Raw genomic sequence first — 21,248 nt, 5'->3', positions numbered from 1 at the left:
CACCACGACATTAATAAGGGGTCAGACATGTCAGATAATCCAACAATCACTGTGCAACAGCTTGCCGAGCGCGATCAACAGAATAACGTCGAGATCATCGATGTTCGCACCCCAATGGAATACCGGGAAGTGCGGGCGGCCAAAGCAAAGAATATCCCGCTTGATGTTCTTGATCCGCATTCAGTGATGAAATCACGGAATGGATCGGCGAATGAACCACTTTACATCATCTGTAAAAGTGGGGCACGAGGAGCGAAGGCGCAGCAAAAGTTCATTGATGCAGGTTTCGCTAATACGATCAACATCGAAAACGGAACCGAGGCCTGGGTCTCTGCTGGTTTGCCCGTGGTGCGTGGTAAAAAGGCCATGTCACTGGAGCGGCAGGTACGGATTGCTGCGGGTTTCCTTGTGCTGGTCGGTGCATTGTTGGGCATCTTCGTGCATCCTTACTTCACCGGTCTCTCGGCGTTTGTTGGTGCCGGATTGATGTTCGCTGGCATCACAGATAGTTGTGCAATGGGAATGCTAATCGTCAAGATGCCGTGGAATCAAAGTCAGGACGGATCATGTTCGGTCTAGCCATTCTTTTTGGATGTTTAGTCGGGTTGGCACTTGGCCTTACCGGTGGAGGAGGTGGTGTATTTGCAGTCCCATTATTGGTCTATGGACTTGCAGTCGCACCGCGTGAAGCCGTTGGAATCTCACTGGCCTCAGTTGGGGGCACAGCTCTAGCGGGTGTTGTTCCTCGTTTATGGCGTGGTGAAGTAGAACTCCGGACAGGATTGCTGTTTGCCGTGGCAGGGATGATCGGTGCCCCAATCGGGTCTTACCTCTCGACTCTTTTTCCCGAGAAGATGTTACTGGTGATGTTTGGTTGTTTGATGCTGGTTGTGGCGTGGAGGATGTGGGCCAAGACTCGTAACCCTGAATTAGCGACCGGAGTCTGTGTAACCGAAAGCCTGGACAAGGCCGATCGTTCAGCATGTCAGCGCGATCAAGAGGGAACCCTTCGGCTGACTGCAAAGTGCGCTCGATTGTTGGTCCTGGTTGGTTTATTGACGGGAGTACTTTCGGGAATGTTTGGGGTCGGCGGAGGGTTCGTCATCGTTCCTGCACTGGTTTTATTCAGTGGAATGAAGATTCACCGAGCTGTAGGAACTTCGCTGCTAGTGATCTTTTTAATCAGCGTCAGTGGCGTCACGTCCTACGTCGCAGCGGGTCGCGAGTTATCGCTCGACTTGACAATGCAATTTCTCATCGGAGGAATGTTCGGCATCTGGCTTGGTGGATTAATCTCCAGAAAGCTCAAAGGACCAACATTGCAAAAAGTGTTCGCGACTGCAGTTGTTCTGGTCGCGGTTTTCGTAATCATCAAAACAGCTATTCTTTAAACTGCAGGAGATCGAAAGATGTTACTCAAATACTTTTATGACAAGGCTCTGGCACATGCTTCCTACATGGTTGGCTGCCAGCGAGCCAAGGTAGCAGTTGTTGTTGATCCCGGTCGAGATATTGATCAGTACCTTCATATGGCGGATCGCGAAGGACTCAAGTTGATCGCAGTCGCAGAAACGCATATCCATGCAGACTATGTGTCCGGCGCTCGGGAGTTGGCCGACCGAGTTGGGGCGAAACTGTACGTCTCAGATGAAGGACCTGCAGAATGGAAATATCAGTTTCCTGATCAGTACGATCATCAACTGGTCAATGATGGCGACTCATTCATGATCGGGAATATCAAGTTTGACGTAATGCACACACCGGGGCATACTCCTGAAAGCATCTCGTTCCTACTGACAGATGAAGGCGGAGGGGCTAATAAGCCGATCGGAATCTTTACTGGCGACTTTGTGTTCGTCGGTTCGATCGGCCGCCCGGACTTGCTGGAGGAAGCTGCTGGACTGGCTAACACAGCCGAGCCTGGTGCTCGTGATCTATTTCAATCAGCCCACAAGTTCAAACAACTTCCCGACTACTTGCAAGTCTGGCCTGCTCACGGCGCCGGCAGTGCTTGCGGCAAGGGCCTTGGAGCAATTCCATCATCAACTGTCGGGTATGAAAAGCTCTTCAATCCGGCATTACAGTTCAAGGACGAAGAAAAGTTCGTCCAATATATTCTGTCTGACCAACCAGAAGCCCCAACGTATTTTGCAGTGATGAAACGAGTCAATAAAGAGGGCCCAGCAATTATCGGAGACGCCGGGTTGCCCCATTCGCTCCCTATCGATGACCTCAACTCCACACTGGATTCAGCGACCGTCATTGACCTTTCTCCCTCGGACCAGTTCGCAGATGGGCATGTCCCGCATTCACTTAACATTCCGCTTGGAATGTTGGCCGGATGGGCTGGATGGATTGTCGACTATTCCAAACCAGTTTATCTGATCGCCGATCCAAGCCAGCTTCCTGAAGCGACTCGCGTCCTTCGTAAGATTGGCCTGGATGATGTGCAAGGATACTTCGACGTGACGAAGATTCGCAAAGCTGGACTCGCCACTGAGTGCTATGACAATAAAAAGCCAACCGAATTGGCTCCACGAATTGATTCGGGAGAAGTAAGCCTTATTGATGTTCGAACTGATGAAGAATGGAAGTCCGGCCATATCGAGAACGCCGAACACCGGTTCCTCGGGCGTCTGCTTGACAACTTGGATGCTATAGCGAGCGACAAGCCTATTATTACTCAATGCCAAACGGGCGGACGTTCTGCAATTGCAGCCAGTGCACTTCAGGCTGCAGGATACAAGGTTATCAATATGACAGGGGGCTTTGGAGATTGGCTCAAAGCAGGTCTACCGGTTGACCAGACGGAAGTGGCCGCTATTTGCGATTCAGGATCTTCTTGTTCATAAAAAGAGAGAAATACGAAAGCACGATTATTTCAACATATAGTTTTGACTCTACATGATTCAGCAGTGGACATCGACTCATTAAACATAAACTCTTACCTGGGGGGCCCTAATGACTAGTCGCACTAACTTTGTAACTTCCTTAACTCTGGTACTGGCGGCAATCTTCTTTGTGGGGATCGTCCATGCTCAACCTGGACCTCGCAATGGCCGAGGTGCAGGAGGCGGTTCCGGTGGTGAACGAGGACAAGACGAGAGACACACCGAGGACCACAAGGTTTTTCAGTTCCTGTTGACTAATCACCAGAAGATCAAACGTGATGTGAAAGTGCTCCCAAATGGAGTCGAGACACTCACGGAATCGGATGATCCTGTTATTGCGGCAAAAATCAAAGAGCATGTGAAATGGATGCAATATCGAGTGGAAGAGACCAAGCCGATTAGAAGACGTGACCCGTTATTTGCGGAATTGTTCCGCCATACTGACAAAATCAAGATGCTGCGAGTCGAAACGAATAAAGGTGTGCGAATCACAGAAACTTCTGAGGATGCGTACGTAGTGAAATTGATTCAAGCTCATGCACAGACCGTTTCCAGCTTCGTCGAAAATGGATTCGAAGAAGCCAGGAAGAATCACCCAGTTCCTTTGGGAAAGGCCAGCGACGTCCTAAACGATTCAGAACCAGTGATCGCCAATTACGGTAAAGTCGTCAAGCTGCCAGACGCTTTGCATCAACCACGTGATGGTGGCAAGATTGTGGTGGACGTTACGAAAGGTGGAAAACCGGATGAACTGAATCCGGCGATTGAGAAAGTCGCTCGTTTCGTCAACATTTACCGAGGCGCCGGAAAGAGTCCAGCGAAGGTGGAGATTGCTATTGTATTACACGGTGACGCTACATTGTCCGTCTTGAATACGGACGCCTACGCGAAGCGTTTCGAGACTAAAGATAATCCGAACCTGGATTGCTTGAATGAACTTCACAAAGCTGACGTCAAGATCTTCGTGTGTGGTCAATCGCTCATCGGAAAAGGTGCGACTCGCGAAGAAGTCGTTTCGTATTCGAACGTAGCGGTATCGGCTTTGACGTCTCTTGTAAACTTGCAGGAAGATGGCTTTACCTATATACCACTCGCCAAGTGAAAGATGATTTATTGGAATGACGCATTGTGTGCATTCATTTTATTAAACGACGAGAGAACAACAGAGGATTAATGATGAATACAAAACGTTCGATTGAAAACCTGCAAAATGCTCTCCGCATGGAACTGACCGCAACGCACCAGTATCAACTGCATGCAGGAGTTCTCGATGACTGGGGCTTGAGTTTACTCGCTTCCCAAATGCGGGAAGAAATGACAGAAGAGTTGGGGCACTCGCAAGAATACTTAACACGCTTGCTCTTCCTGAAAGGATCGCCTCAAATGACGATGGCGAAAACGCCTGTTCTTGCTTCGTCACTGCAAGACATGTTCAAGTCAGACCTTGAGGACGAAAAAGAAGCGATAGAGTTTTACACCATTGCATCCATGCAGGCATCGGAAGATGGTGACATAGGAACCCGGACACTCTTCGAGCGAATTACATTAGATGAAGAGCAGCACATGAGTTGGCTGGAACTGCAACTCGATTTGCTCGAACGCATGGGCGAGCCAGCATATATTTCAAAGCACATGCCGTCACCGGGACTGGATTCCTCGCAAGCATGAAGCCCAGCGTAGGTATTTAAGAATGATGTGTAAGAGAGTGCTATTCCCTTCAGTAATTGCTGAAGGGAATAGGCAGGAATGAGTTCTTCATCTCCAGCTATGTGAACTTGTCGATTTTAATATCAAGAGAGCGAATGCGATTACGCAAGGTTACTCTAGAGATACCTAGGATAGCACTGGCTTGGACTTGGTTCCCTTTTGTCTGCTTGAGCACCCGTTGCAGCAGATGACGTTCCGCACAGGCGATCGTTTCGGAGTAGAGTTCAGTGGAACCCAATTCAAGACGCTGCTCGATGAAGGTGTCCAAGTCACTTTCCATAGAGGAATTCTGAGCCTGCTGACCACCTTCTGTCAGGGGAGGAAGGAACTCTGGCAAAAGCACAGTACCTCGGGCCTTTAAGAGCGACTGTTTGATCACACTTTCCAGTTCTCGAACATTTCCTGGCCAGGAATAATCCTGCAGGAGTTTAAGCGATTCCTGTGAAATCTGTGTGATCTTCCGTCCAAAATCCGGGCCGTAATAATGCAGAAAATGTTCGGCCAGCAATCGCAAATCACCTTCCCGCTCTCTTAACGGGGGAAGATGAATTGTGACGACACTCAACCGGTAAAACAGATCTTTGCGAAATTTCACCTCCGCGACAAGGTGCTGCAGATCGTGATTGGTGGCGGCAATAACACGAACATCGGCTTTGATGATTCCGGACCCGCCGACTCGTTCAAATGTGCCATCCTGCAATACTCGCAAGAGCTTCGCTTGAGTCATGGGAGACATGTCTCCGACTTCATCGAGAAACAGTGTCCCACCGTCAGCCTGCTCAAACTTACCTATGCGACGCCGATCAGCACTGGTAAAAGAGCCCTTCTCATGCCCGAACATTTCACTTTCCAGAAGAGACTCTGGTATAGCGGCGCAGTTAATCGTATGAAACGACTTGTTAACCCTGTTGCTATGGTGATAGATAGCTTGTGCGATAACTTCTTTTCCAGTCCCGCTTTCACCCAGTAATAACACGCTCAGGTCTTGTACGGCTACTTGGCCAATTGCCTTGTAAACTTCTTTCATCGCGTCACAGCGACCGACTATCGATTCACGTGTCCCTGCCTCTGAGTCATTTCCGGGAACGACTGGCTGCACTTTAATCATGTGACTCAAGTGGAATGCTTTATCGATCAATGCCTTCAACTGATCGAGTTCCAGTGGTTTGAACAGATAATCGTATGCACCAAGTTTGGTAGCTTCGATTGCCGTCTCGACAGTCCCGTGGCCAGTAATGAAAATGACAGGGGTTCGCGGATCGATTTCGCGTATCTGGTTAAAGCATTCCAGGCCAGACTTATCGGGTAATCTCAAATCGAGGACGACCACGTCCGGGTGTTCTACGGCAACCATTGCTTCACCTTCAGCCGCGGTTTCTGCCGTCAGTAGTTCAATGTCCGGATCATCGAAAGCACGTTTAAACGCATGTAGGATGGATGGTTCATCATCAATCACTAGTAACTTGGGCATGATTCTTCCTTCGTTGGATCCTAAACGACTATCAGCGGAAGGTGTAATTCGAAACAAGCACCATTCTCGATATTGTATCCTGTCAACGTCCCACTGTGATCTTCCGCAATCCGCCGACTGATCCCTAGCCCAAGCCCAATCCCTGACTTCTTATTTGTGACGAAAGGTGTAAATAGTCGGTCAAGAATATCGGGGGCAATGCCTGTCCCTTCGTCTATTACTTTAACGATAGCATCGGTCTCGTCCTGGCTTAATTCAATCCTCAGTGGACCTCCATCGGGCATCGCATCAAACGCATTTAGAATCAGATTCAATAGAAGCTGTTGAATCTGTTCCGGATCAGCAACAACGTACACCGGAATTTCACTCATAACCAACTGAAGTTGGATTCGTTCAGATCGCGCGCGACCTTCTACAAGAGCCCGTGTTCGATCCAGAACGTCCTGAAGGAAGATCGTTTTTCGTTCGGGCCGAGAGGGCCGTGCATATTCGAGCAGACTACTGACAGATCGTTCCATACGACGAATTTCATGTTCGACAAGCTCCAGATCTTCAGATGGCATTCCTTGTTTTTCAAGTCGCTGACGATCTGCTTGAATCAGCATTTTAATAGAAGTCAGAGGATTGCGTATCTCATGTGCGACCCCGGTAGCGATCTCAGCCAGTGTCTTCATCTGTTGAGAACGCATCGCCTCACGTTCTCGCGCGGCATTGGTCCGTTCTTTTTCAAGCCGCTGTGCTTCAGTAAGATCACGAACAATAGCAACGAAGTTCGGCTGATGATCGGGAGGGATCTCCGCCAATGAGAGCGCGATGGGGAACCGTGTCTGATCGCACCGAACGCCCTCCAGTTGCCGAGTTTCATTCGCAGAGGTTGGCTGAAAGACAAAGGCAGGTAACAATTCGGTAACCGAATGCCCGATAAGCTGATGAGGCTGGAATTGAAACAGCTGCCGTCCGGCTCTGTTGATCGACAGGATTACCCCCTGAGAATCAATCGTAATAATCCCATCGCCCGCAAAATTGACTACCGTCTCTGTACGAGCCTGTTCGTCAATCGCAATCTGCCTCAAAGGGCCAATAATAATCAGCCATAGAGCGGGGGCAGATAACACTGTCAGTGAAATAGCGTCTACAAGAGCGTAAGTCTGAGAAGAGAGGTTCTCCGGAAGCAGTACAGGCAGGGCGAGCATGATAAAAGCCTCCGCCAGGAATACGACGACCAGAACCAACGCAATCAAACGGGACGGCGTTTTAAGGATCTTCTGCAATGCAGCGGTCGTGGTGGACATATAGAGAGGGCTTAAGGAAAAAACGGAGGACGGCATCGGAAAATCGAAGGGCGACTTCTCATTGTAATCCATCGACAGGTGCCAGGGGAGATTCAGTTTGTTGTTTTTCATGAACGACTTCATGCTGCTCGATCTCAATTACTCTTCCGGTTCCTGATGAGTAACGTGTTCATATTTGAGACCTCGGGCAAACCAGGGGTAGATACATGGAATTACCAACGAAGTCAGTAGAGTGGAGGTTATCAATCCTCCAATGACGACAGTCGCCAACGGACGCTGCATCTCCGCTCCATCGGAAGTCGATATGGCCATCGGCAAAAAACCAAGACTCGCCACTGTCGCTGTCATTAATACCGGACGTAATCGGGCAAGGGCTGTCTTATAACTTACCTCCCGAATATTGATTCCTGAATGCCTGAGATGCTCGGCCGCGCTGACCCATACCAGTCCGTTCAGCACAGCGACACCGAAGAGTGCGATGAACCCCACTCCGGCTGAGATACTGAACGGCATTTCCCTGTAACAAAGAGCGAGAATCCCACCAGACGCTGCCATGGGAACTGCCAGGAAGATCAATAGCGCCAGACGCAATGAACCGAGACTGGTGTGTAACAGCAGCATAATGATCACCAGCACAATGGGGGTAATGATCATTAGACGAAGACTCGCCGACTGCAGGTTCTCAAAGTCTCCTCCCCAGCGTATTTCATACCCAGGGGGCAGTTCGACCTGATCACCGATAACCTCCTGAGCCTCCTTGACGAAGGATGCCACGTCACGCCCACGTACATTCGCGGAGACAAAAGTTCTTCTGCGGTTGGCCTCGTGTTCGATTGAGGGAGGAGTTTCTTCGATATTAATCTCAGCAAGGTCCCGTAGCGTCACAGGTTTTCCCGCAGCTTCAGCAACAGGAATCTGTTCCAGCAGGGAGATATCCTCTCGCCATTTCTCCGGGACACGAACGATAATTGGATACCGCGCCCGACCTTCGATGATTTGTCCGACCTGGTGGCCACCCAATGATGAGACCACATCCAGTACCGATTGAGCATCAACTCCATACAGAGCGAGTTGCTCCGGATTTGTTTTGATTGTGAGTGTTGCCAGATTCGCCTGATAGTCTGCTTTGACATCGACTGCACCAGGAATGTCCCGTAGTTTACTCTCGATCTCTTTTCCTTTTCGTCCGAGAATTTCCAGATCGTCCCCATACAGCAGGACCGCAACATCCGCCTTGACCCCGGCGACAAGTTCATCGACACGCATTTCGATCGGCTGCGTGAAACCAAACGCGACTCCAGGGACTCGGGATGACAGCTCCAACGACATCTGTTCGATCAGATCATCACGTGTTTTGTATTCGGGCCATTCATCCATAGGATGAAGCAGCACCCAGACGTCTGTCTGATGCACCCCCATGACATCATTCGCTATCTCGGGGCGTCCAGTCTTACAGAAGACCGTCCGGACCTCCGGATACTTGAGAAGTACTTGTTCAATTTGAGTCGACATTTCTATCGACCCTTCCAGGGTGGCACTTGGCAATCGGACTGCTTCGACCAGTAAGTCTCCTTCTTCTAACCTTGGCATGAATTCCGCTCCCAGATCCATACCAACGGGAATACTAACCAGGAACAGCGACAGCGCACTGATGATTGTGATCACGGGATGACGAATAGAGCGTACGACGAGTGGATCGTAAACCTTCTTGATCCACCGGATCAAGAAGACATCTTTCTCTTCCAGCTTCTTAGGCAAGACAAGTGACGCAAGGGCAGGCATTAATGTCATCGAAAGAATCATTGATCCAGCGAGCGCAAACAGTACTGTCAACGCCATTGGGCGAAACAGCTTCCCTTCGGTGCCTTCCATCAGCAGGATCGGTAGAAAAACGACAGAAATAATCAACTCGCCATACATTGTCGGCTTGCGGACTTCAACGGCAGCATCGCGAATCAACTCCAAGTGAGACTTCTTTCCGTCGGAATGAGAAATGCGATGGATGCAGTTTTCAATCATGATCACGGAACTATCAACGATCAGGCCGAAGTCGATCGCACCGAGACTCATCAGACTGGCTGTGATTGCTGTATAAGCCATAATATTAGTGGCGAACAACATAGAAAGAGGAATGGCCATGGCAACAATAATGCCCGCTCGCAGGTTTCCGAGCATCAGTAGCAGCACCACGATTACGAGCACGCCCCCTTCCAATAGGTTGGTCATGACCGTCTTCAAAGTACGGCCAATCAGGGCGGCGCGGTCGTAGGTAATTTCCAGATAGACTCCTTCCGGAAGAGTCGGTTCGATTTCCTTCAACCTCGTCTTGGCTCGCTCGACGACTTCACGCGAATTCTCACCGATCAGCATCATCACAAGACCGGTCACCGCTTCTCCCCGGCCATCCCGGGTAACAGCCCCCTGACGAGTCATTGGGGCGAGTACCACGGTGGCAATATCCTTAACCAGTATTGGTGTGCCGTCATCCTCGCGTCTAATAACTACTTTTTTGATATCGTCGATCGACTTGAGCAACGACTCACCACGAATAAACTGCTGTTCCCCATGATGAACAATGTATCCGCCACCAGCCGTTGCATTATTGTTCTGTATCCGCTGGAATAAAGTTTCCATGGAGATCCCATAACTTGCCATACGATCGGGATCGGGCTGAATTTCGTAGGTCTTGTAAAACCCTCCATGCGTGTTGATTTCGGTCACACCACGAACTTCTCTCAGTCGTGGAGCAATATCCCACTCAAGCATCGTTCGAAGTTCCATCGGAGTGAAACTGTCACTCCGCACTTCGAACTGCAGGATTTCTCCGAGGGCTGTCGTCAGTGGTCCCAGAGCCGGGGTTCCGTATCCAGAGGGAATATTTGCAGCTGCATCGCTCAGGCGTTCCGTAACAAGTTGTCGCGCCCAGTAGATATCGGTACCTTCTTCGAACACTATAGTGACAACTGAGATGCCGAATTTGGAGACACTCCGTAATTCTTCGAGATTCGGCAAGCCGCCCATCGTCGTCTCCACGGGATAGGTAACGTATTGCTCGACTTCTATCGGAGACAGGGAACCTGCATCCGTGACGACTTGCACCTGAACGTTCGTCATATCCGGAACAGCATCGATTGGTAAATGTACCGCGGAATAGACTCCGGAAGCGGCCACAAGAAACGTCAGGATCAGCACGAGTCCGCGGTTATTCAGCGAGAACTCGATCAGGCGGGTTAACATGGTAGAGGCTTCTAATGAGTGAGGGTGATGAGCCAGATCTTGAAGTCAGAGAATGTGCGTTGCGAACTGGGGCTATTCTTCTCCTTCCAGAAGAAGCTCTGACTTGAGTATAAACGCTCCGTTCCGCACCACTTTCTGGCCTGCTTTTAACCCGTCTGTAATTTCAACCCATTCCCGTGATTCTATTCCGGTTTTAATATCCACTCGATTGAAAAGACGCTCTCCCATTTCGACGAAAACGAACTTTTTATTGTCATGTTGCACGATCGATTCTGGGTGTATTGCTAAAGCCTCTCGAGATTTGCCCACTGGTAGACTGACCCGAACGAACATACCCGGACGCAGTTGTCCATCAGAGTTATCGATGGTGGCGATTAACGGTACTGCATTGGCGGTCGTCGAAACCTCTCGCCCAATGTAATGGATCCGGGCCATCATCTGTTCGTCAGGCAGGGCGGACGAGGTTACCTGAATTTCAGTACCGGAGGTCATCTCCACCGCCTGCCAGTCGTTTTCACGGATGTCGGCCGAAACATAGAGTGACGTGGTATCGGCCAGTACACAAATTGAATCCGTGACTGAAAGGCGTTCATTTCGCGCTAAAGCGAGGGATTCAATCGTACCTTCAAACGGAGCTCTAATTTCCAAGCTCGATAGGGAAGCTCTACTGAATTCAGCCTCCAATTCGGAGGCACTCCCCATTAATGTGCGCAGTTCTTCTTGTGCAATCTTAAGCTGCCGCTCCGCTTCCGCCAGATTGGACTCGGCACTTCGTTTCGATTGGGCCGCATCATATCGGGACTGGTCACAGGCAGACCTGAATTCCGATCGTGTTACCTGCACATCCGATTCCCATTCTCTGACCTGTCGAGTGGCAATCGCTCCCGACTGCGCCATGGGTTGAACTTTTTCCATTAACTCGAAAGCCAATAAGTATCGTGAATATCCTGAAAGAATTCTCTGGCGATAATCCCCCAGAGATTTGTCTGAGAATAGCGACTCGATCTGGTCAATTTTCGTTTTCTGCTCGATTACTTTTAACAAGTCTTCGAGATTGACGGAAATCTCTTTCATGCGATCGCGCTCTGCCGTCGCAAGTTCCATATCTGCTTGTCGCCTGAGTATCTCAGAACGGGCCCGTCCAATCTCGGCACTATTCACGACAGCGAGTAAATCTCCTTTGCTTACCTTGTCTCCCGGTTTCACGGGTAGTTCAGCCAAAATCCCGGAGATCGGGGCTTTGATTGCGATGTGGCGGGTTTCGTCATAAAGCAGGCGTCCCGGCACGGTAAGCTCTGGTTGAATGAGATGTCGTTCGACCACCTCCGCCGTCAACTCGCCCGCCAAGAGTTTTTCCGGAGTCAACATGACGAGCCCGGCACGATCCGCAGTCTCATCCGCTAGACTCTCTTCAACATGGGAGATCGCCACTTCCATTGGCTGTGCGCGTTGGAAATACAATGCTCCAGCAATCCCGACAACAATGAGGATCCCAATCGACAATTTAATTATTGAGATCAGAGAAAGACGGACTGGATTTGATAGGGCTTGGCTCATGGTTTAAAAGTTCCTGGAGTGACAGGGAGTAAAAAAGGTCACTCCTCCATTAAATGCATTAACCATGCCAAGCTCGATTCAGAACTAAATCCCAATGAAAGTCGCGAAATCAAGACCATTTGACACCTGTTTCAGATTAGTTTTGATTGGCATTGATAAAAGGCTGGCCATCAACATGGAAAGAATCTATCCAGCGTCCTGAAGAATGATTCAATACCGTGCGCCTTGAATCAGCGAATCCACTATCCAAGAGCATTGTTTGTCTCAATGAGCCTGCCACAGCTGTTATCCACTCGCGTAGCAAGTACAATCTGATCCTCCACCAATGCTGTAAGTATTAGGTATCTCATCATCTACACAAACCGATTCGGGAGAAGTTATGTACTGATCACTAAGACCAATATACTCGTCTATTACGATCTAGAGAGGATTCCGTTCGACTGAAGCAGTATAAGGAATACACTTCAGTTATGATGATCTAAATGGGTGTTGACGCTTTTGTAACTTACCGGTCACAATGGATTCCAAAAAAAGATTTCTGACGACTACATTTCACTTAAGTAGTAAGCACAGTTTGGGCAACGAACATCGTCTTTAATTACGTTCAAGCAACAATGAAAACGGAAAGAGACACGGCCTGCATATTTTACAGTATGAAATGGGAGAGCTTCGTGGCTGTCGTGCGTGATTGAATCAGTCCAGTTTTCACACTTATGTCAGGCATTTTCAGATTCAGGACTTGATCTCAAGCGACACTTCTACAACAGAAAATCTCTCGGTTTTACCGCGAGATTGTCGAGTATGAAAAACGTTACATGATATTGGAAACGTTGATCTCTGAGAGCGTTCGATTAGAGGAAGTCGCAAGATTTTATTTTCAGAAGGTACTGGTTCCCACTCGAAGAATGTTTAAGCGATTCGTCAAGAAAGGTATCGATAAAGGAGAGTTCCGCGATACACCAATTGTCAATGAACCAATCGTTATTGTGGGACCAGCACTGATGGCTGCCGTTTGGAAGTTGAAGTTTGAAAACGCAGAAAAGCTGAATACGATACGCTGGATAGAAGCATACTTCGATTTGGTCATCCAAGGACTCCAAAACACAGATCAGACTTGAGAAAGATGCGAGCTAAACCAGAATGAAGAACATAAGAAAGTTACGACTCGTTCTTAAGCTTATTCTCGTGATAGGGGGGATAGGCGGGGTTATCTATTTCATCAAGTATTCATCTCTACCAGTCACAGCTCACACTGTCCGAAGAGACACAATCGTCATTGAAGTAATGGGAACAGGGACTTTAGAAGCCCGTGTAGAAATGACTATCAGCCCGAAAATATCCGGTCGCCTCGTGGAAATAATTGCTGACCAGGGTAGTCGTGTGACCTCAGGGGAATTGTTAGTTAAGTTGGACGATGAGGAGTTGCAACAGCAGGTTGCTATCGCTCAGGCTAACGTCGATGCCGCGTCAGCTGCAATTGTTCGTTTAAAAACAGACAAAGGTCGATCCCAAGCGGTATATGAACAGGCGAGAAAGAGCCACGATCGTACGCTTCGCCTTTCTGAGCAGAATGCGACAAGTCGCGACGACGTGGACAAATCAATTGAAGCACTGGCTGTCGCTGAGGCAGGAGTCTCACGAGCAGAGGCGGAGATTGCAGAAGGCCAGAAAGGTCTTGTCTCCGCAGAGAAAACCTTGGAGTATCATCGGGCGAGATTACACGACACTAAGATTTCGGCACCATTCGATGGGTTAGTCGTTAAACGAAATCGAGAGCCTGGAGATGTTGTTGTACCTGGAAGCTCGATATTAACTTTAATCTCAACTGACCAGTTATGGATCAATGCGTGGGTGGATGAAACGGAAATGGCGAAAATTACACCAGATCAATCCGCACGAGTTATATTTCGCTCCGAACCTGATAAGGCTTATCCCGGAAAAGTTGTCCGACTCGGAAGAGAAGCTGATCGAGAAACTCGTGAGTTCATCGTCGATGTGAGTGTCCTTGAACTTCCTGCCAATTGGGCGATTGGACAGCGTGCGGAAGCATACATCGAAATCATACAAAAAAAGGATGTCCGCGTGTTGCCTGCCGGACTTATTGTCAATCGAGACGACATTTCAGGAGTATTTATTCATATGAATGGGGTTGCTGAATGGCGACCTCTCAAGCTGGGGGTTCGAAGCCATAATGAAGTTGAAGTACTGGAAGGACTTGCGATTGGTGATGTGGTATTGGACCCTGAAAGCTCCAGACAAGTTCTGACCGACGGTCGTAAGGTGTCAATTTAATGAATCTTGCCCTCAAAGATATTCGACACAGTTCCGGTCGATTCGCCCTTACGGCTGTCGGAATCGGCATGTTGTTAATGGTCGTGATGGGCATGGGGGGAATTTATCGAGGTGTTGTTGAAGATGCCACGCTGCTAATTGATCGTGTTGGTGCTGATCTATGGGTCGTTCAACGAAACACTCGAGGACCGTTTGCCGAACAGTCTCGCGTTTCATCAAACCTGGTTTACCGGGCGGCAGCCGTACCCGGTGTGCAGTCCTCACGAGAATTTGTGTATCACACAATACAACGTCAGCGTAATGGTAAACCTCTTCGAATCGCTGTGCTGGGGCTGAGTTGGCCAACTGACAAGGGAGGATGGTTGTCGTTGACAGCTGGCCGAACGTTGGGACAGGCTCATTATGAGGTGATCGCCGACGAGACACTCGGTTTGAAGATCGGAGAACAGCTAACCCTGGGAAAGGAAAAGTACACCGTTGTGGGAACGACGAACAATATGATCAGTTCAGGTGGCGACGGAATCGCATTTTTTACAGTCACTGATGCACAAGCCATTCAGTTTGATACACCTGGGGAGGCCATGCGATTGGAGCGTGAGGCCAGAGAATCACGGGGAAGTAGATTCGAGCAGGCGATTTTGCAACCGGAAATGCTGGAGAATGCCTGGAGACCCTCTTCCCAACTTCCCGCAGTGGCTCGCCCACAGATTAGTGCCGTCATGGTCACCATCTCACCCGGAGCCGAAGTGAATCAAGTTGCCGAGATCATCTCAGGTTGGGGCGATGTCTCAGTCTACACTGCTGACGGACAACGTGAACTGTTACTCCAAGGCAGTGTGGAGAAAGTGCGACGGCAAATCGGGCTGTTTCGCGTCCTGCTAACGTTCATCGCAGCCATTATTATGGCTCTCATCCTTTACACGTTGACGCTCGATAAAATTCATTCGATCGCTTTACTGAAACTGATCGGTGCTCCTAATAGAGTTATCTTAGGGTTGATCTTGCAACAGGCATTGATTCTTGGGATGGTCGGCTTTGTGATAGGGTACCTCGTAGGAAGCCAGCTGTTTCCGATGTTTCCTCGCCGAGTGATTCTAGCCAATTCAGACTTACTACAATTGGCCGGAATTGTACTGGCAATCTCAATTCTCTCCAGCTTGCTTGGTATCTGGAAAGCAATGAAAGTTTCTCCGAATGAGGCACTTTCATGACGACTGACTTAATCAAAGATAATGCCATCGAGGCGGACGAGCTGACAAAGATCTACGGTAGTGATAACACTAAAGTGGTTGCCATGCGTGATGCCACAATGCACGTCAAACAAGGTGAGGTGGTAGCACTGCTTGGGCCGAGTGGTTCTGGAAAGTCCACCTTTCTGACAGCAGTTGGGCTCATCACTCCACCGACGTCGGGGCGTATCACAATCAAGGGAAAACTCGTCCAGGACGGCGAAACATCTTACGCCAACTTACGTTCGTTTCGGCGAAAGAATATCGGTTTCATTTTTCAGAAATCAAACTTGATCCCGTTTCTTTCGGCAGTAGAGAATATTCAAATCGCGATGGAGTTAAATGGGGAGTCAAAACGTGCAGCACGAAGTCGTGCGATCGAATTGATGGACTATCTGGGTGTTGCCGATAGAGCGGACAACCTCCCCTCGATGCTCTCGGGTGGACAACAGCAACGCATTGCCGTCGCTCGTGCAATTGCAAATCGGCCCAGCGTCATTCTTGCCGATGAACCAACGGCGGCTCTTGACGGCCACCGAGGCCGACAGGTGATGGAATTGTTCGCCAAAGTCGCTCATGAACAAGGAACGGGTGTGATTGTTGTGACGCATGATCATCGAGCTCTTGATGTATTCGACACGATTTACGAAATGGAAGATGGCCTGATGCGTAAACGACCGCTCGAAACTCAAAAAAAGCACTGACGCTCGTTCCCGTATCGTAAATTTATTCAGCCGACGTTGAAAACGAGTGATTTCAAGTAGTTAAGTTGCTGACGAGAGATGTTTTTCGGACGAGATTGGTTTCACTGCTCGAAGCTGATTGTCAGATTCAATGCGAAAATAACCTTCCGAGCGCAACGGTATCGCGGAATCACAACACGAGGACCGACATCTTTTCGAGGCTGATTCAAGCTGCGTCGCGGTAGTAATACTTGAGCAGACCGCCGAGACGTTCGCGGAATTCGACCTTGCCAGCGACGCATCCGACTTCATCACCAGGTTCAATTAGCTGATTGTCGAGTCCCTGGTGATTCCGATCGGAATGATAGTGAGCGACGTATTCTTTCAGCGCTCGTTCGAGTGCGTAATGACCGAAGAAGATCATCTTATTCAAGCATTCGCTTTTCAGACTTCTCATGAATCGTTCGAGATACGCATTCATGTTGGGACTCTTCGGCGGAAGCAGTACCGGATCAATTTCAGTCTGGTCCTTCAGGAAAGAACGCAGCGGCTGGAAACAAGTATCGCGATCAAGAATCAGATGGGAGGCGTTTTCCAGGAAGCCATCGTCGCCGGTGAGGTTCCTTGCGATCTGAGTTATCCATTGTTTCTTCGGGTTGGTAGTAATCCCAGCGATCTCAACGCGTCGTGATTTCAACTCCATCACTACCATGACGTAGAACGTCGTCAGACCGGTCTTCGTCCAGACTTCCACCGTGGTGAAATCGATGGCGAAGATCGCTTCCCAGTGGGCTCTAAGGAATGTCTCCCAGGACATTGAAGCGGGACGGTCGGGGGCAGGCTCAATACCGTTCGACTTGAGCACATTCCTGACAGTCGTGTCGGTGATGTGAAAACCAACGTTGGTCAAAGCACCCTGAATTCGATCAGCTCCCCATGTTGGATTCTCTTTCGCGAACCTCAGAATCTGTTCGACGATCTTCTGTCGAACGCGCGATCTCCCAACTTGTTTCTTCTTCGATGAGTAGTCCCATTTCCGGGCAATCAACTCCCGGTGCCAACGGAGAATGGTATCGGGAGTGAAGATGGCCTCGAGTTCACTTAGTAACTTCCGGCCAAGCTGCTTTCCTTTGACCGCCAGGCGACGACGCTCGTTATCGTTCAGCTGGACCCGTTTCTTGCCAATCTTATTCCGGAGGATGTTATTCTCCGTCTGCAGGTAGTCGATCACGTGTTGTTGTTCACGAGTCATACAACCACCCATGGTGAGCAGGAACAGGTACCAGGACTGCATCTGTAATTCCATCAAATCAGTTACCAAAGTACAGGGGAGGGTGGCTTTGGAACTATAGCCATTCTCTGAGCCCTAGCACTCGCGAAACGTGTATCGCTGCCAGTCTTCACGACCGGAGGCAACGGTTGTACTGAATGTAGCGGCGAGAGTTGTTGCCAACTCGTCTGAAAATCAAGGCTGTTGGTGTCTCGCAGACCCTAGAATTGCAGTGTTTTGAGTTCGGCTGAGTTTTTTTACGGTACGCGAACGAACCATCAGTTGGCTGAAGAGCTTTCGCCGCCTCATTGCTCGCTGGGAATATCACCTGCACTTACACGAAAGCTTCTGGTAGATCGGTGCACTATCCTCAGAAGCTTTCAGAGCCGGTTGAATTTTACGCTCGAAAGAGATGGTCTATATCGCCCCGAGTTTGATGGTGGAATCACCGGGCTACTGGTCGGATCTCAAAACCACTTGAAATCCCTTTTGACGCTTAATAATTACCGATTATTTCCAGGAAAGAAGATTTCTCATGGCAACGCTTATTCAACTTCATAAAACTCATATGGGTGGAGATTTTCGCGATTTTTTTATCAATGGATCAGCTACATATGATTACAGGATCCCAGGTACAAACTGTTCCAAGTGCGGGGAAATGTGGGCCTACCGACAAATCACCACTTTTGAATGCCCTGATGAAATTCGTGAAGAGATGGCTGATATTGTTGAAGCAAAACCAAATAAGCCTTGGGAAGAACTATCTGTTTTTATAAGCAAGTGGGAGCGTAAAGTAATAGAATATTATCCCAAGGCAAGACTTTTACCGGGATTCAGACTTCAGCCTATCAAATGGGATATTCCCTCGTATCCAGAATCGGATGTTTATTTCAAGATGGGGTCCGTCATTGTGCGAGATAATGCAAAGCAAGTTATTGAAAAAAACCGGTTTACGGGGCTTTGTTTTTTTTCCGTCCTGTTACGTCAAGTTGGCGAGCTTAAAGAAAGTGAAATCATCCTTGAAGATGAGATTGACATGGAGGAGGATGTCATAGAGCCTTGTGACTTACTCGCAGCTGCTCCCAAGTTAGATGACTTGAACGATGTTGGTATATTTTTCAATGCAATCACTGAGTTCGACGCTTATCGGGACATAAAAGAAAAAGAATCTCGAGTTACAAAAGCTTGTGATTTCTGTGGGTATGTCCGTTATGATTTACCCCAAGAGCGTCAAGAAGAATATGAATACTATAAGTTGAATAAATTCATTCCCGAGAAGTATGTACCAGATTACGACATCTTCGATTCTCATATTCACAGGGGCTGGTTAATGCGTCCTGAAGTTTATGAAGCCTTGAAAACCGAATGCGATCTCCGCAATTGTGAGGTACATGAGATCAAAGTGGTTAAGAATCCTTGATGGACTAGTGTGCCGTCGCTGACAGATGGGAACTTATTCAGAGGGCCGTAGCCGGTAGAATAAGCGGGGTCTGCTTCATTTCTGCCGGAATGATTAGGTCCTGTTTTTGCAAGACAGTACACTAGGAGCTTCCAAATGAAGTTGTTTCTAGAGGAGAAGGTTTTTTTTAATCGACGAAGATTTCTTATGGGAGCAGCCTCTTTTTGCCTTCTGACAATCGTCATTGTATTCGCCGCTCGATCAGCAACACCTGAAGATGCTTTCGAAATGTTTTTAACAACGACGGAATTTTCTGAAGGTGAGCTTATCGACCCTCTCATATTACAAGGCGATGATGTTGTTCCGATCGTTCTCGAGAACGTAAAGAACAAAGAACTTCCCAGAAGGCACTATGCGATAATATTCTTAGGCAATGGACGATACAAAGAGTCACTTCCAACTTTACGAAGTATTTTATTTGATTCTTCGGAATCAAACACCATTCGTGCACAAACATTAGAGGCAATTACTCAGATCGATTTTTCACTAGGGCTAACGTTTGCCAAACAACATTTAGATGCTGAAGGTCAATTGGGATTATTTTCTAATCACATAGTCGCTAAACTACAACCTGTCTACGAACAGAGGACATTGAAAGACGTACTGCGTCCTCATTAACTATCTTTTCGATCGCGACTTTTCAGAATCGCAACCATCAGTCTTGACTTGTCTAACAACCCGTTGAATTTCTCCCTACGCGCCGGAAAGCCGAGAACGTCTCGGCGAGCTGCTCAAGTATTACTATCGAGACGCAGCTTGAATCAGCCTCGATTAGATGCCGATCCTCGTGTTGTGATTCTCCGCTACCGTTGCACTCGAACGGTCATTCTCGCGTCAAATCTGATAGTAGCGTTTAGGTCGCGAAACGAATCTCGTTCGAAAACCGTCGCTCGTCAGCAACCCAATCACTTGGAATCACTCGTTTTCAACGTCGGCTGAATATGTTTACGATACGCGGTCCTGGCCCAAAGAATCCCGTACGAAATTCACCGCCATGCTCCGTTTCGCAGGGCTCAGAAGTTTCCAGGGGCAACTTCCTTCAAGATCGCTTTGTCGAGCTCTGATTCAGCCAACAGTTTCTTGAGGCGTGAATTCTCTTTCTCCAGTTCTTTCAAACGCTTCGCTTGATCCATTCGCAGTCCGCCCTATTCCCGACGCCATTTGTAGTACGTCTGCTGGTGAATGCCGAGCTTTTTGCACATCAGCGGGATAGTCATCCCCTGAGAGAGATGGACCTCCGCTTCCCGGAGCTTGGTGATGATCTGTTCGGATGAATGTCGTTTTGCGGGCATGAGGGCCTCCTTTTCTGATCCAGAACCCTGAATTGTATATCAGGATCTGGACTCGGTTAAGGGGGGCAGGTCATCATCACTAATGCCTGAACTGCTCCAAAAGACTTGAAAATCGCCTAGTTCATTCGCAGTTCAGTAAGCGTGCTAACGATTTATTCTTCTCCATTTCTACATAAAGATTGGAAATTTCTTAACGAAAAACGATAGACTGGTAGACTGGCTCTTCTCTATTCAGCTTATTGATGAAAAATAAAACATGTTTTTCGGCGATATGACCACTTCCTCAATGCCATTTCCATCAGGTTCTACCGATGCGGCACTTTTGAAAGAAGCGGGACAGAACAATGACCAATCATGGAATCAGCTAGTGGAGACTTACGGGCCATTCATCTACCAATCTATTCGTCGATCGGGCATACAGTCTGCTGATGCAGCAGATATCATGCAGATCGTTTTGCTGGAAGTGCATCGCAGCCTGCAATCATTCGAGCGGCAACATAAAGGTTCTTTTCGTAAGTGGCTCAATGCGGTCACTCGTAATAAAGTGATCGACTTTTGTCGTAAACGCAACAAGTTAGAAGAGATCACCACACAACAGCAATCAGACGTTGCAGATTCCGAGCACAAGATTGACCAGGCAATTCCTGATGAGCGTCAGCAGGCGTTAGTGAAGATTCTTCAGGATGTTAAGAACTCGGTGTCAGGCAAGACATGGCAGGCCTTCGAGATGACGGAAGCCAATGTGGAGACCTCCGATCAGATAGGCCGTAGACTGGGAATCAGTGCTGCAGCGGTCCGTATGGCACGCCGTAGAGTGCTCCTGCAAATTGAACTTTTGTACGTTCAACACAAACAAAAACCAGAGTAA

The 21,248-nt window shown here is 48.6% G+C and carries 18 protein-coding genes; 12 read left to right on the top strand and 6 right to left on the bottom strand.

Annotated features, from left to right (window positions below):
• The first annotated feature begins 27 nt into the window (after positions 1 to 27).
• From Pla110_RS20950 to Pla110_RS20930, 5 genes are all read left to right on the top strand, one after another.
• Positions 28 to 579 carry a rhodanese-like domain-containing protein gene (locus tag Pla110_RS20950; RefSeq protein WP_144998906.1) on the top strand — a complete coding sequence of 184 codons (552 nt, stop codon included), beginning with the start codon at positions 28 to 30 and terminating at the stop codon, positions 577 to 579.
• Positions 567 to 1,391: a sulfite exporter TauE/SafE family protein gene (locus Pla110_RS20945; protein WP_144998904.1), complete on the top strand. Its 825-nt coding sequence runs from the start codon at positions 567 to 569 to the stop codon at positions 1,389 to 1,391. The genes Pla110_RS20950 and Pla110_RS20945 overlap by 13 nt, the downstream gene beginning before the upstream one ends.
• An 18-nt stretch (positions 1,392 to 1,409) precedes the next feature.
• Positions 1,410 to 2,852, top strand: a complete 1,443-nt coding sequence (locus tag Pla110_RS20940; protein ID WP_144998902.1) for an MBL fold metallo-hydrolase — start codon at positions 1,410 to 1,412, stop codon at positions 2,850 to 2,852.
• A 109-nt stretch (positions 2,853 to 2,961) separates the two neighbouring features.
• On the top strand, positions 2,962 to 3,993 hold the full coding sequence (locus Pla110_RS20935) for a DsrE family protein (RefSeq protein WP_144998900.1): 1,032 nt from the start codon (positions 2,962 to 2,964) through the stop codon (positions 3,991 to 3,993).
• 74 nt (positions 3,994 to 4,067) lie between these two features.
• A complete protein-coding gene (locus Pla110_RS20930; RefSeq protein WP_144999803.1) occupies positions 4,068 to 4,559 on the top strand; it encodes a bacterioferritin in 492 nt (163 codons plus the stop codon).
• 97 nt (positions 4,560 to 4,656) lie between these two features.
• Here Pla110_RS20930 and Pla110_RS20925 read toward each other — a convergent pair whose 3' ends face one another.
• The 4 genes from Pla110_RS20925 to Pla110_RS20910 form a co-directional block, all read right to left on the bottom strand.
• Positions 4,657 to 6,069 (bottom strand): sigma-54-dependent transcriptional regulator, encoded by a 1,413-nt coding sequence (locus Pla110_RS20925; protein WP_144998898.1) that lies wholly within the window; start codon positions 6,067 to 6,069, stop codon positions 4,657 to 4,659.
• Between the two features lie 20 nt (positions 6,070 to 6,089).
• Positions 6,090 to 7,472 (bottom strand): two-component system sensor histidine kinase NtrB, encoded by a 1,383-nt coding sequence (locus Pla110_RS20920; protein WP_197440365.1) that lies wholly within the window; start codon positions 7,470 to 7,472, stop codon positions 6,090 to 6,092.
• A gap of 27 nt (positions 7,473 to 7,499) precedes the next feature.
• Positions 7,500 to 10,598 carry an efflux RND transporter permease subunit gene (locus tag Pla110_RS20915; RefSeq protein WP_144998894.1) on the bottom strand — a complete coding sequence of 1,033 codons (3,099 nt, stop codon included), beginning with the start codon at positions 10,596 to 10,598 and terminating at the stop codon, positions 7,500 to 7,502.
• A gap of 72 nt (positions 10,599 to 10,670) precedes the next feature.
• Entirely contained in the window at positions 10,671 to 12,155 is a 1,485-nt protein-coding gene (locus tag Pla110_RS20910; RefSeq protein ID WP_144998892.1) for an efflux RND transporter periplasmic adaptor subunit, read from the bottom strand.
• Positions 12,156 to 13,060: 905 nt separating this feature from the next.
• Here Pla110_RS20910 and Pla110_RS22770 point away from each other — a divergent pair.
• Genes Pla110_RS22770 through Pla110_RS20895 form a run of 4 tightly spaced genes read left to right on the top strand, consistent with a single transcriptional unit; the run spans position 13,061 to position 16,380 of the window.
• Complete coding sequence (locus Pla110_RS22770) at positions 13,061 to 13,273, top strand: hypothetical protein (RefSeq protein WP_197440364.1); 213 nt, start codon at positions 13,061 to 13,063, stop codon at positions 13,271 to 13,273.
• A gap of 22 nt (positions 13,274 to 13,295) precedes the next feature.
• Entirely contained in the window at positions 13,296 to 14,447 is a 1,152-nt protein-coding gene (locus Pla110_RS20905) for an efflux RND transporter periplasmic adaptor subunit (protein WP_144998890.1), read from the top strand.
• Positions 14,447 to 15,658: an ABC transporter permease gene (locus Pla110_RS20900; protein ID WP_144998888.1), complete on the top strand. Its 1,212-nt coding sequence runs from the start codon at positions 14,447 to 14,449 to the stop codon at positions 15,656 to 15,658. Before Pla110_RS20905 ends, Pla110_RS20900 begins: the two co-directional genes overlap by 1 nt.
• Positions 15,655 to 16,380, top strand: coding sequence for an ABC transporter ATP-binding protein (locus Pla110_RS20895; RefSeq protein ID WP_144998886.1), 726 nt, complete (start codon positions 15,655 to 15,657; stop codon positions 16,378 to 16,380). The genes Pla110_RS20900 and Pla110_RS20895 overlap by 4 nt, the downstream gene beginning before the upstream one ends.
• 205 nt (positions 16,381 to 16,585) lie before the next feature.
• Here the strand turns inward: Pla110_RS20895 and Pla110_RS20890 are convergent, their stop codons facing one another.
• Entirely contained in the window at positions 16,586 to 17,653 is a 1,068-nt protein-coding gene (locus tag Pla110_RS20890) for an integrase core domain-containing protein (RefSeq protein ID WP_144998884.1), read from the bottom strand.
• Between the two features lie 511 nt (positions 17,654 to 18,164).
• Here Pla110_RS20890 and Pla110_RS20885 point away from each other — a divergent pair.
• On the top strand, positions 18,165 to 19,049 hold the full coding sequence (locus Pla110_RS20885) for a hypothetical protein (RefSeq protein ID WP_144998882.1): 885 nt from the start codon (positions 18,165 to 18,167) through the stop codon (positions 19,047 to 19,049).
• A gap of 135 nt (positions 19,050 to 19,184) precedes the next feature.
• Positions 19,185 to 19,706: a hypothetical protein gene (locus Pla110_RS20880; protein WP_144998880.1), complete on the top strand. Its 522-nt coding sequence runs from the start codon at positions 19,185 to 19,187 to the stop codon at positions 19,704 to 19,706.
• A gap of 527 nt (positions 19,707 to 20,233) precedes the next feature.
• Here Pla110_RS20880 and Pla110_RS23220 read toward each other — a convergent pair.
• Positions 20,234 to 20,380, bottom strand: coding sequence for a transposase (locus Pla110_RS23220; RefSeq protein WP_144998877.1), 147 nt, complete (start codon positions 20,378 to 20,380; stop codon positions 20,234 to 20,236).
• A gap of 256 nt (positions 20,381 to 20,636) precedes the next feature.
• Between Pla110_RS23220 and Pla110_RS20870 the strand changes: the two genes are divergently transcribed.
• Positions 20,637 to 21,248: an RNA polymerase sigma factor gene (locus Pla110_RS20870; RefSeq protein WP_144998875.1), complete on the top strand. Its 612-nt coding sequence runs from the start codon at positions 20,637 to 20,639 to the stop codon at positions 21,246 to 21,248.

Source organism: Polystyrenella longa (genome assembly GCF_007750395.1).
GTDB lineage: Bacteria > Planctomycetota > Planctomycetia > Planctomycetales > Planctomycetaceae > Polystyrenella > Polystyrenella longa.
The sequence above is the reverse complement of the archived record's forward strand: the minus strand, read 5'-3'. Positions and strand labels throughout refer to the sequence as shown.